The 11596-nt window shown below is 59.3% G+C and carries 10 protein-coding genes and 2 tRNA genes; 6 read left to right on the top strand and 6 right to left on the bottom strand.

What is annotated here, in order from left to right:
* Positions 1 to 172 precede the first annotated feature (172 nt).
* From groL to B348_RS0114225, 5 genes are all read right to left on the bottom strand, one after another.
* On the bottom strand, positions 173 to 1816 hold the full coding sequence (groL, locus tag B348_RS0114205; RefSeq protein WP_017736749.1) for a chaperonin GroEL: 1644 nt from the start codon (positions 1814 to 1816) through the stop codon (positions 173 to 175).
* Between the two features lie 50 nt (positions 1817 to 1866).
* Complete coding sequence (gene groES, locus B348_RS0114210; protein ID WP_003175874.1) at positions 1867 to 2163, bottom strand: co-chaperone GroES; 297 nt, start codon at positions 2161 to 2163, stop codon at positions 1867 to 1869.
* A 246-nt stretch (positions 2164 to 2409) separates the two neighbouring features.
* Positions 2410 to 2886: an FxsA family protein gene (locus tag B348_RS0114215; protein ID WP_017736750.1), complete on the bottom strand. Its 477-nt coding sequence runs from the start codon at positions 2884 to 2886 to the stop codon at positions 2410 to 2412.
* A gap of 66 nt (positions 2887 to 2952) precedes the next feature.
* Positions 2953 to 3684 carry a HugZ family protein gene (locus B348_RS0114220; protein WP_017736751.1) on the bottom strand — a complete coding sequence of 244 codons (732 nt, stop codon included), beginning with the start codon at positions 3682 to 3684 and terminating at the stop codon, positions 2953 to 2955.
* Between the two features lie 107 nt (positions 3685 to 3791).
* Positions 3792 to 4799, bottom strand: coding sequence for a DUF481 domain-containing protein (locus B348_RS0114225; RefSeq protein ID WP_017736752.1), 1008 nt, complete (start codon positions 4797 to 4799; stop codon positions 3792 to 3794).
* A 133-nt stretch (positions 4800 to 4932) separates the two neighbouring features.
* On the opposite strand from B348_RS0114225, the gene B348_RS0114230 reads away from it, so the two are divergent.
* The 4 genes from B348_RS0114230 (at position 4933) to B348_RS0114245 (ending at position 9700) form a co-directional block, all read left to right on the top strand.
* Complete coding sequence (locus tag B348_RS0114230; protein WP_371105870.1) at positions 4933 to 5307, top strand: MGMT family protein; 375 nt, start codon at positions 4933 to 4935, stop codon at positions 5305 to 5307.
* A gap of 43 nt (positions 5308 to 5350) precedes the next feature.
* Complete coding sequence (locus B348_RS0114235; protein WP_017736754.1) at positions 5351 to 6883, top strand: AmpG family muropeptide MFS transporter; 1533 nt, start codon at positions 5351 to 5353, stop codon at positions 6881 to 6883.
* A 127-nt stretch (positions 6884 to 7010) separates the two neighbouring features.
* Entirely contained in the window at positions 7011 to 8726 is a 1716-nt protein-coding gene (locus B348_RS0114240) for a proline--tRNA ligase (protein ID WP_017736755.1), read from the top strand.
* Between the two features lie 20 nt (positions 8727 to 8746).
* On the top strand, positions 8747 to 9700 hold the full coding sequence (locus tag B348_RS0114245) for a hypothetical protein (RefSeq protein WP_017736756.1): 954 nt from the start codon (positions 8747 to 8749) through the stop codon (positions 9698 to 9700).
* A 129-nt stretch (positions 9701 to 9829) separates the two neighbouring features.
* Here the strand turns inward: B348_RS0114245 and dinB are convergent, their stop codons facing one another.
* Positions 9830 to 10888: a DNA polymerase IV gene (gene dinB, locus B348_RS0114250; protein ID WP_017736757.1), complete on the bottom strand. Its 1059-nt coding sequence runs from the start codon at positions 10886 to 10888 to the stop codon at positions 9830 to 9832.
* A 279-nt stretch (positions 10889 to 11167) separates the two neighbouring features.
* On the opposite strand from dinB, the gene B348_RS0114255 reads away from it, so the two are divergent.
* Together B348_RS0114255 and B348_RS0114260 are read left to right on the top strand one after the other, a co-directional pair.
* A tRNA-Met gene (locus tag B348_RS0114255) sits at positions 11168 to 11244 on the top strand.
* Positions 11245 to 11439: 195 nt separating this feature from the next.
* A tRNA-Met gene (locus B348_RS0114260) sits at positions 11440 to 11516 on the top strand.
* Positions 11517 to 11596: the final 80 nt, after the last annotated feature.

Below are 11596 nucleotides of genomic sequence, written 5' to 3' on the forward strand. Positions count from 1 at the left end.
CCTCGGTTCTACTGATACACCGAGTTGCCTGCATCGCAGGCAAGCCAGCTCCCACATAACCCAGTCCCACCGTTTGATGGGTGAAGCATTCAAGACACTGGCCTCAAGCCATAAAAAAGCCCCGCCTGCATCACTGCAGGCGGGGCTTTTTCAGTACGGGGGTAAGGCTGGCTTACATCATGCCGCCCATGCCACCCATGCCGCCCATGTCTGGCATACCGCCGCCAGCGCCTTCAGCCTTTGGCTTGTCGGCAATCGCAACTTCGGTGGTCAGCAGCAGACCAGCGATAGAAGCGGCAGCCTGCAACGCCGAACGGGTTACTTTGGTTGGGTCCAGGATACCCATCTCAACCATGTCACCGTATTCGCTGGTTGCGGCGTTGTAACCGTAGTTACCTTTACCGTTCTTCACTTCGTTGACCACAACACTTGGCTCGTCGCCGCTGTTGGAAGCGATCTGGCGCAGTGGGGATTCAACGGCACGACGCAGAACAGCGATACCGACGTTCTGGTCAGCATTGTCGCCTTTCAGGTCAACCAGGGCTTCCAGAGCACGGATCAGCGCAACGCCACCGCCAGGTACCACGCCTTCTTCAACGGCTGCACGGGTAGCGTGCAGGGCGTCTTCAACGCGGGCTTTCTTCTCTTTCATTTCTACTTCGGAACCAGCGCCAACCTTGATCACTGCAACGCCGCCGGACAGCTTGGCCAGGCGCTCTTGCAGTTTTTCACGGTCGTAGTCGGACGAAGTTTCGGCAACCTGGGCGCGGATCTGGGTGATGCGCGACTGGATGTCAGCTTCAACGCCAGCACCGTCAACGATGATGGTGTTTTCCTTGGAAATGGTCACGCGCTTGGCGCTGCCCAGGTTTTCCAGGGTGGCGCTTTCCAGGCTCAGGCCGATCTCTTCGGAGATAACGGTACCGCCGGTCAGAACAGCGATGTCCTGCAGCATGGCCTTGCGACGGTCGCCGAAGCCTGGAGCCTTGACGGCTGCGACTTTAACGATGCCACGCATGTTGTTCACAACCAGAGTCGCCAGGGCTTCGCCTTCAACGTCTTCGGAAACGATCAGCAGTGGACGGCCGGCTTTGGCAACGGCTTCCAGTACTGGCAGCATTTCGCGGATGTTCGAGATCTTTTTGTCGACCAGCAGGATCAGCGGGCTTTCCAGCTCGGCAACCATGGTGTCTGGCTTGTTGACGAAGTACGGGGACAGGTAGCCACGGTCGAACTGCATGCCTTCTACAACCGACAGTTCGTTTTCCAGGCCGGTGCCTTCTTCAACGGTGATCACGCCTTCTTTACCGACTTTTTCCATGGCTTCGGCAATGATGTCGCCGATGGAGTTGTCGGAGTTGGCGGAGATGGTGCCAACCTGAGCGATAGCCTTGGTGTCAGCGCATGGCTTGGACAGGTTTTTCAGCTCAGCGACGATGGCGATGGTCGCCTTGTCGATGCCGCGCTTGAGGTCCATCGGGTTCATGCCGGCAGCGACGGCTTTCAGGCCTTCGTTGACGATCGACTGAGCCAGAACGGTAGCGGTGGTAGTACCGTCGCCTGCGTCATCGTTGGCACGGGAGGCAACGTCTTTGACCAGCTGCGCGCCCATGTTTTCGAAACGGTCTTCCAGTTCGATTTCTTTTGCTACGGAAACGCCGTCCTTGGTGATGGTCGGAGCGCCGAAGCTCTTCTCGATGATCACGTTACGGCCTTTCGGGCCCAGGGTCGCTTTTACTGCGTCAGCCAGGATGTTGACACCGGTGAGCATTTTTTTACGGGCGGAATCGCCGAATTTAACTTCTTTAGCAGCCATGATCGATATTCCTTAAATACTTTGTAGTAACGGGAAAATGAGCGGGGAAATCAGTCTTCCAGAACGGCGAGAATCTCGTTCTCAGCCATGACCAGCAGATCTTCGCCATCAACTTTCACAGTGTTGCTGCCGGAGTAAGGGCCGAATACAACCTTGTCGCCGACTTTTACGGCCAGCGCACGCACGTCACCGTTTTCCAGAGTCTTGCCTGGGCCTGCAGCGACGATCACACCGTGGTTGGCTTTTTCAGCAGCCGAACCTGGCAGAACGATACCGCCAGCGGTTTTCTTTTCTTCTTCGCTGCGACGGATTACGACGCGGTCGTGCAGAGGACGAAGCTTGCTCATTGTCGATCTCTCCTAATTGTGTTTTTCATCGGCCGGTATCAGTACCGGCGGGTTGTATTCCGGCTGTGCCGGTCGCGCCTCGCCAAGCAAGACGCGGAAGTCTGTCTGGTGTCGCCACCAGAAACCTTGCGGTGACCGATACATAAGGGCGCATAAGCTTATTACAAGGGGCCGCGGCGGAAATTTTTTACCTGTGCCGACGGCTGAAAGCAACACGGCACCCTGAGGTGCCGTGCCAGTGAAGCGTTATTTGCTGTCGCGGTGTTCGAACTCGCCTTCGATCACATCGCCTTCACGCCCCAGCGGTTGGCGCGGGGCCGGGCCGCCACGGGGTTGCAGGTCGTCGGCGAACGCACGCTGACGCAGGGCAGCCTCTTCGGCACGCTGGCGCATCTTGCCGGCGAGCAGCTTGCGCGAGAACGGCAACAACAGCAGCAGGCCGATCACGTCACTGATGAACCCCGGCAGGATCAACAGGCCACCGGCCAGGGCCATCATCAGGCCTTCAAGCATGGTCTGAGCTGGCAGTTCGCCACGATTCAGGCTTTCACGGGCACGCAGTGCCGTGGCCAGGCCGGCGACGCGCAGCACCAACACGCCAAGCATCGAGCCGAGAATGATCAGCAGCAATGCCGGGAAAAACCCGATCGCACTGCTGACTTGAACGAAGACGAACAGCTCCAACACTGGAAATAGCAGAAAGAGCAATAAAAAAGGGCGCATCAACTGGTTCCTCAACGCAAGAATGCCTTGCTAGTCCACCTTAGATGACGTCGCCGTTTCGTGAATTCAAGCGCTGGCCGTGGTTTTTTTCGGCCAGGCCGCGGCGTGAGCCAATGAAACCAGGGCTTCGCGCACTTGTGTCGGCGTGTTGCAAGGCTCTGCAAAAGGCAGCCAATGCAAAGACTGGCCGACACGCAAGTGCATGCCTTCACTGTCGATACCGGCCAACTGCGCGGGCTCACGGGTGGGCAAGCCGGTCAATTCGACGTAATGGGCGATGGCCTTGGTGTGGTCGCTGTTCATGTGTTCGATCATGCTGCGCTCGGCCTTGCCGGCAAACGGGTTGGCCAGGGTGAGCTGATCAACCCAGTGAATCGCGCCAAACCCGCCGATGTAGCGATGGCGCACCGGCTTGAGCACCCAGAAATCAAAGTCATGGGCCTTGTGGTAGTTGGCCGAGTCGGGGAAGTAGCGGTAATAACGCTCTGCCGCCGCTTCAATCGCGACCGGGTCGTCGATCTTCTCGGCTTCGCCCAGGTAGGTCAGGCGCCCTACTGCTTGCACGTCATCCGCCTCGCGCTCGCCGACCAGCAGCGAACACTTGGGGTCTTTTTGCAGGTTGTGGGTGTGCTGGGCGATGCGGCTGATCAGGATCAGCGGGCGGCCCTGCTCGTCGAGGCAGTAGGGCACCACTGAACCGAAAGGAAACCCGGGCATGGCTTTGGATTGTGTGGCGAGAGCCCCACGGTATTCCTTGAGCAACAGCTCTCGGGCGTTCTTGGCAACCTGTGCGCTCAACGTATGACTCCTCGGGGTATTCAGCCGCCCATGGCATATGGGAATGGATCTCAACACAAGGTAATCAATATCCGCAGAGGTTGCCAAGCAGGTTTTGTTCGACCTTGTTACCAGGCCACACCAAAACCTGCGGTATAGCGGGTCTTGCTCAAGCTGCTGTCGGAATCGCCACTGATGATGTCGCGCTCGGCCTTGAGATTGAGGGACGCCCACTCGGTGACTTTGTAGCGCAGGCCCATTTCCGCATCCAGGGAATAGTCGATCGGCCCATCCACCGGTTTGCCCAGTTCCCCTGTGGTGAAGAACTCAACGGTCTTGCCCACTAGATAGCGGTTGTAGTTCCACTTTATGGCCAACGAGTAGAAATGGTCTTTGCCGCCCTCGGAATATTCGTAATCGGTGCGGTTGACCAGGGAACCGAGGGAGAACGCGCCCAGTTCATCATCCCAGAACTGGTAGCCCGGGCCGGTACCGACGGTGCGCTGGCGCGACAGGTCTTCAACCTTGTCGCGCTTGTAGGTCAAACGGCCCTGCCAGAACCAGTGCTCGGTGATAAACCGGTCCAGGTCATATTCCAGCGCCCAGTTGTCGGTGGTGGTCACGTCATCCTGGAACTCGCGGTTGTACTCGCCCTGCCCGGTGTGACGCCACTGGCCGTGGCGCGCAGTGGTCTTGAAGTCGATGTCGTAGTCATTGGTGTCTTTTTCCGCACGCTTGTAGTCCAGCGCCAGATCGACATTGCCCTTCCACACCAGGTCTTCGATCACCGGCTTGGGCTTGATGATCTGCTGGATGCTCGCCAGGTCGACGGTCTTCGGTGCCTCACCGTTGGCCAGGACCACCTTGCCGTCATCCGCCGCTTTCAACGACTTGGCCTTCTCGCCGGTGTAGGCGTCCTGCTTGACCAGCAACTCCTGGTCGCTCTCCAGGGTTTTCACCTGTTTCCAGTCAATCGGGATGGCCCCTGCGTAGTCGGTCTGAATCAGCAGCTTGCCACCGTCGAAGACTTTGATCTTGCCGCTCAGGCGGTCACCGTTCTTCAACCAGACGGTGTCAGCCAGCAAGGGCGTGGAGGCGCTGAAAACAGCAAGGCACAGCAGGGTTCTGGACAACATAAGCGGATTCGGGGCTCAGGATTGGCGAAAAGGGCGCGATATCGTGTTAGATAGCTAGGACTGACTCAAGGATTAATATTGAGTTCAATTCTCATCAGCATAATTACAGACGCTTCTTACAATTAGGCCGAAGATCTCAACGGATGTACCCACAGTGAATCAACCCGCCGACACCCCGCAAAGCCCCGCCGAAACGCGCCGTACGGCGCTGTACCTGACGCTGGCCCAGGTGCCCGAAGGCTGCGTGGTGAGTTACGGCGAGCTGGCACAGCTGGCCGGATTGGGCCGCGCAGCGCGCTGGGTCGGGCGCACGTTGAGCCAGTTGCCGCAAGACACGCGGCTGCCCTGGCACCGGGTGCTGGCTGCCGGTGGTCGGATAAGCCTGCCAGTGGGCAGCGCCTCGGGCGACGAACAACGTGCGCGTTTACGCAGCGAAGGTGTCAGTATCCTGAACAATCGCGTGGATATTCAGCGTCATGGCTGGCGCCCGGTAGAGCACAGCGGTTAGAGTGCGCGCTTTGTTTTCGCAATCCTGAGGCAGACTCCAGCCCATGCCCCGTAAAACCTGGCGCGCCGCGCTCGCCGCCTATGCCAGCCCCTCGACATTAGTCCTGTTGTTGCTCGGCTTTGCCGCCGGCCTGCCTTACATGTTGGTGTTCTCGACGCTTTCGGTGTGGCTGCGTGAGGCCGGAGTGGCCCGCGAGACCATCGGCTATGCGAGCCTGATCGGTTTGGCGTACGCCTTCAAATGGGTCTGGTCGCCGCTGCTCGATCAGTGGCGCCTGCCAATCCTCGGCAAACTCGGGCGTCGTCGTTCCTGGCTGGTGCTTGCCCAGTCGCTGGTGATCCTCGGACTGATCGGCATGGGTTTCTGCGATCCGCAGAAACACCTGTCCTGGCTGATAGCTATCGCCGTGGTCGTGGCCTTCGCGTCGGCCACCCAGGATATTGCGGTGGACGCCTACCGCCTGGAAATTGCCGACGACAGCCGCCAGGCCGCCCTGGCTGCCAGCTATATGTCCGGCTACCGCATCGCCGCCCTGCTGGCCACGGCCGGTGCACTGTTCTTTGCCGAAGGCTTCGGCTCCACCGGTTTCAACTACCAGCACTCGGCGTGGCTCGGCACCTATGTGCTGTTCGGCGTACTGATGGTGCCGGCGCTGCTGACCACCCTGTTCATGCGCGAACCGAACGTGCCACTGCGCACCCAATTGCAGGCCGGGCGCTACAGCTTTGTGCACCAACTGGTCTCGGTGTTCGTGCTGATTGTGCTGCTGGTGTCAGTGCCGGCGATGTTCACCCAGCTGTACAACACCGATTTCGAGAGCGTGATGTTCCACGGCATGAGCCTGTGGGACCTGCTGATGGACGACCGCGCGTTCCTGCGGGCCATCCTCTATATCACCCTCACCGCGCTGTGCCTGTCGGCCATGGGCCGCCGCGGCCTGGCGCCGGTGCTGACGCCGGTCAACGACTTTATCCTGCGTTACCGCTGGCAAGCGCTGCTGCTGCTCGGGCTGATTGCCACCTACCGCATGTCCGACACGGTGATGGGCGTGATGGCCAACGTGTTCTACATCGACCAGGGCTTTACCAAGGACCAGATCGCCGGAGTCAGCAAGATCTTCGGCCTGATCATGACCCTGCTCGGCGCCGGCATGGGCGGCCTGCTGATTGTGCGGTTCGGTATCTTGCCGATCCTGTTTATCGGCGGTGTGTTCTCCGCCGGTACCAACCTGCTGTTCGTGGCGCTGGCCGACATGGGCCCGGACTTGCAGATGCTGATCTTCACCATTTCCCTGGATAACTTCAGCTCGGGCATGGCCACCTCAGCATTCGTCGCCTACTTGTCGAGCCTGACCAACCTGAAGTTCTCTGCCACCCAATACGCCCTGCTCAGCTCGATCATGCTGCTGCTGCCGCGCCTGATCGGCGGCTATTCGGGGGTGATGGTGGAGAAGTTCGGCTATCACAACTTCTTCCTGATTACCTGCCTGCTGGGCGTGCCGACGCTGTTTCTGATTGCGTTGCATTGGTTTCAGGAAAATCGGCGGGCGCGGTTGAATCCAACGCAAGAAGACTGACACACCCCGATCAGTGTGGGAGCCAGCTCCCACAAAAACACACTGCGACCTCGCGCCTGTACTCCAGCAGCAACCGCCCGTACAATCCCAAGTCATTTCAAGTCCAAGCAACCGACAACGGCCTACCATGCGTACCAGTCAATATTTGCTCGCCACACAGAAAGAAACGCCTTCCGACGCGGTTGTGATCAGCCATCAGCTGATGCTGCGCGCCGGCATGATCCGCAAACTGGCCTCCGGCCTGTACACCTGGCTGCCCATGGGCTTGAAGGTGATGCGCAAGGTCGAAGCCATCGTTCGCGAAGAAATGAACGCCGCCGGCTCTCTGGAAGTGTTGATGCCGAGCACCCAACCGGCTGAACTGTGGCAGGAATCCGGGCGCTGGGAAGAGTACGGCCCGGAGTTGCTGCGCTTCAAGGATCGTCATGGCCGCGATTTCTGCGCCGGCCCGACCCACGAAGAAGTGATCACCGACCTGATGCGCAACGAGCTGAGCAGCTACAAGCAGCTGCCGCTGAACCTGTATCAGATCCAGACCAAGTTCCGTGATGAAATCCGCCCACGCTTCGGCTTGATGCGCGGCCGCGAATTCATCATGAAGGACGCCTATTCGTTCCACGCTGACCAGGCATCGCTGCAGGTCACCTACGACCGCATGCACCAGGCCTATTGCAACGTGTTCACGCGCCTGGGCCTGAAGTTCCGCCCGGTTGAAGCGGACAACGGCTCCATCGGCGGCGCCGGCTCCCACGAATTCCACGTACTGGCCGAGTCCGGCGAAGACGACATCGTGTTCAGCAACGGCTCCGACTACGCGGCGAACATCGAGAAAGCCGAAGCCGTGCCACGGGAAACTTCCCGCCCAGCGCCAAGCGAAGAGCTGCGCCTGGTGGACACCCCAGAGACCAAGACCATCGCGGCCCTGGTGGAAAAATTCAATCTGCCGATTGAAAAGACCATCAAGACCCTGATCGTGCGCGCCGAAGAAGAAGGCAAGCTGATCGCCCTGGTGATCCGTGGCGACCACGAACTCAACGAAATCAAGGCGGCCCAGCAACCTGGCGTGGCCAGCCCGCTGGTCATGGCCACCGATGCCGAACTGCGCGACGCCATTGGCGCCGGCGCCGGTTCCCTCGGCCCGCTGAACCTGCCGCTGCCGATCATCATCGACCGTTCGGTCGAGCTGATGAGCGACTTCGGCATTGGCGCGAACATCGACGACAAGCACTACTTCGGCGTGAACTGGGAGCGTGACCTGCCGGTTCCGACCGTGGCCGACCTGCGTAACGTCGTCGCTGGCGACCCAAGCCCGGATGGCAAGGGCACCCTGGAAATCAAGCGCGGCATCGAAGTCGGGCACATCTTCCAGCTGGGCAACAAGTACAGCCAGGCGATGAACTGCAAGGTGCTGGGCGAAAACGGCAAGCCGGTGATCCTCGAAATGGGTTGCTACGGTATTGGCGTGTCCCGCGTGGTGGCCGCTGCCATCGAGCAGAACAACGACGCAAACGGCATCATCTGGAGCGACACCCTGGCGCCGTTCCAGATCGCCCTCGTGCCCCTGCGCTACGAAACCGAGCAAGTACGCGAAGCCACCGACAAACTGTATGCCGAACTGACGGCCGCCGGTTTTGAAGTGCTGCTGGATGACCGGGACAAGAAAACCAGCCCGGGCATCAAGTTCGCCGACATGGAACTGATTGGCATCCCGCACCGGATCGTGGTCAGTGACCGCGGCCTGGCCGATGGCAATCTGGAATACAAGAGCCGGACCGAAGCCGAAGCCCAACCGTTGCCGGTGGCTGACGTGCTGTCTTTCCTTCAGGCGCGTATTCGTCGCTGAAAACCAGATCAAGAGAAGTCATGTTCAAGCGAAACACCAGAGCCCTGGGGGGCGCCGCCTTGTGCGGCGCCCTGCTGGTCAGCGGCTGCGCCAACCAGATGTCGCAACGCAGTGAGCACGAGGAGCGGGTCGAGCGCAAGTTGCTCGACCACAGCCTGCAGATCGATGTAGGCGAACCCAAAGTGCTGGAGCTGCCGCAACGCCGGGTGCGCATTCACGAGCAGAAGACCTTTGAGGTCACCGAGTTCGAAGTCACCCGTCGCTACGACCGCTACACCCCCTACCAGCCCTGGCGCAAACTCTATGAGATGCCTCTGGGTGCCGTCGCCCTGGTGGCCGGCGCGGGCGCCAACGTGGTGAATATCTTCGCCCTGGGCAACCTGCCGACCAGCGTTACCCGCGACTGGCTGACCTACGGCGTGGACGGCCTCAACCCGTTCATGAACGTGCAGTCCCATGGCCGCGCGCAACAGAACCTGGCGGGTATCGATGAAGTCCAGCGCGACAAGCGCGTGGAGTATTCGAGCCTGCCCTGGAGCGAGCGCCCGGTACAAGTCACCGCCGGCAAGCAAACCCACGAGCTGAGCACCGACCGCAACGGCGTCCTGCGCCTGAACCTGTTGGACAGCCCCTTTGCCGAGCAAGACCTGAACCGCGTCACCACCCTGAAAATCAGCGTGGAAGATGGCCAGGACGATGTGCATTCGGACTCCACACTGGCGATCAGCAGCACATTGCGCGGCAAGCTGCTGGAAGCTCACGGCCTGATCTACGACGACCTGGAAGATGACGAGGTGAACCAGTGGGTGCACCGGGTCAAGCGCTTGTCGGAGTTGGGTTTGGAAGAAGAGGCCAGCGAGCTTGAGCAGAGCCTGATCGAACTGACGCGCAATGATCCCGAGTTGCAGCAGGAGTTTTTGCAGGCGTTGACCAAGGATGCGGGGCGCTTGGTCGCAGATCCTGGCGCTCGCTGAGATCTAAAGCCTGCTGAAGATCTAATGTGGGAGCGGGCTTGCCCGCGATGAGGGAGTGTCAGTCAAAGCATGTATTGACTGATCCACCGCTATCGCAGGCAAGCCAGCTCCCACAGTTTTATCCGGTTTCTACCAGGAAAATTCGAGTTGTTCGTTGCCGCTGCTTAGATCCAGCAAGCGCACACCAATGCCCAACAACCGCACCGGCTTCCCACCCCGATTAAACGCCTGCGTCAGCAGCTGTTGATAACTCTCCAGATCCCGCCCTGCCCCCGCCTGTTCCAGGGTCGTCTGGGTAAAGTCATGAAACTTCACCTTCACGAACGGCTTGCCCGCACGGTAGCTGCTGTCGATACGCGCCATCCGCCCCGCCAGGGTTTCCATCAGTTCGGGCAGTTTCGCCAGGCAGCTTGAGAGATCCGGCAGGTCAACATCATAGGTGTTTTCCACACTGATGGATTGTCGCCGACTGTCGTTGTGCACCACTCGATCATCAATCCCACGTGCCAGGCTCCACAGTCGCTCGCCAAAACTGCCGAATTCGCGCACCAGCGCCAACTTGTTCCACTCGCGCAGTTGCAGGCAGTCTTCAATGCCCAGGCGCGCCAGCTTGTCCGCCGTGACTTTGCCCACGCCGTGCAATTTGTTCACCGGCAATTGGGACACAAAATCTTCAACCTGGTCCGGGGTAATCACAAACAGGCCGTTGGGCTTTTTCCAGTCGCTGGCGATCTTGGCCAGGAACTTGTTCGGCGCCACGCCCGCAGAGACAGTGATGTGTAGCTGATTGGAAACCCGGCGCCGGATATCCTGGGCAATGCGCGTGGCACTGCCGCCAAAGTGTGGGCAGTCGGACACATCCAGGTAGGCTTCATCCAGCGACAGCGGCTCGATCAGGTCGGTGTAGTCGCGAAAGATCGTGTGGATTTCCTTCGACGCTTCCTTATAGGCATCCATGCGCGGCTTGACGATGGTCAGGTCCGGGCACAGCTTCAAGGCGTGGCGTGACGACATGGCCGAACGCACCCCATACGCCCGCGCCTCGTAGTTGCAGGTGGCGATCACCCCGCGCCGGTCAGCCGAGCCACCCACCGCCAGCGGCTTTTGCGCCAGGCTCGGGTCGTCGCGCATCTCGATGGCGGCGTAGAAACAATCACAATCAACGTGGATGATTTTGCGCTGCGTCATATAAACAGAGGGTTGATTCAACGGATGGCCAGTATCGCATCCACCCCTGTATATAGCACCAGTAGTTTGAATCTTCCGTTTGAACGGTAGGAAGATTCGCGGATGAATTTATTTTTTCAATCGAATCGAGCGCCCCAATAGAGCTGAAACCCTTGGCCAGACTGGGCCAGAGCCGTTCACACAAGTGCCTTATAGCGCTAACCGATTGAACCACAAGCGCTTTTCTTCGAATAAGCGGTTGACACCCCCGTGTTCCTCTGTAGAATGCCGACACACAGACGCGGGATGGAGCAGTCTGGTAGCTCGTCGGGCTCATAACCCGAAGGTCGTCGGTTCAAATCCGGCTCCCGCAACCAAACATCAAAAAAGGCTACTCGAAAGAGTGGCCTTTTTTGTGCGCGTCCATTTTTCGATTGTCGGACAAAAATCTTTGTCTATCGCGCACTTACCGCTCGCGAGCGGCCATTCAACGGCTAATTCACACTTATTTGACCGATACCTCCATTACCGGTTGACACCCCGCCGCTTGGCTGTAGAATGCCGCCCACAGACGCGGGATGGAGCAGTCTGGTAGCTCGTCGGGCTCATAACCCGAAGGTCGTCGGTTCAAATCCGGCTCCCGCAACCAAACATCAAAAAAGGCTACTCGAAAGAGTGGCCTTTTTTGTATCCGGTGAAAAAGTCCTTCTGAAACAATGACATGGCATC

Origin of the sequence: Pseudomonas sp. CBZ-4 (assembly GCF_000346755.1) — a bacterium.
Lineage (GTDB): Bacteria > Pseudomonadota > Gammaproteobacteria > Pseudomonadales > Pseudomonadaceae > Aquipseudomonas.

Bases quoted from the DNA above. Each gene is read 5' to 3' on its own strand.
- groL (WP_017736749.1), bottom strand. From the start codon at position 1,816: ATGGCTGCTAAAGAAGTTAAATTCGGCGATTCCGCCCGTAAAAAAATG.
- B348_RS0114240 (WP_017736755.1), top strand. From the start codon at position 7,011: ATGCGTACCAGTCAATATTTGCTCGCCACACAGAAAGAAACGCCTTCC.
- B348_RS0114245 (WP_017736756.1), top strand. From the start codon at position 8,747: ATGTTCAAGCGAAACACCAGAGCCCTGGGGGGCGCCGCCTTGTGCGGC.
- groES (WP_003175874.1), bottom strand. From the start codon at position 2,163: ATGAGCAAGCTTCGTCCTCTGCACGACCGCGTCGTAATCCGTCGCAGC.
- B348_RS0114225 (WP_017736752.1), bottom strand. From the start codon at position 4,799: ATGTTGTCCAGAACCCTGCTGTGCCTTGCTGTTTTCAGCGCCTCCACG.
- B348_RS0114215 (WP_017736750.1), bottom strand. From the start codon at position 2,886: ATGCGCCCTTTTTTATTGCTCTTTCTGCTATTTCCAGTGTTGGAGCTG.
- dinB (WP_017736757.1), bottom strand. From the start codon at position 10,888: ATGACGCAGCGCAAAATCATCCACGTTGATTGTGATTGTTTCTACGCC.
- B348_RS0114235 (WP_017736754.1), top strand. From the start codon at position 5,351: ATGCCCCGTAAAACCTGGCGCGCCGCGCTCGCCGCCTATGCCAGCCCC.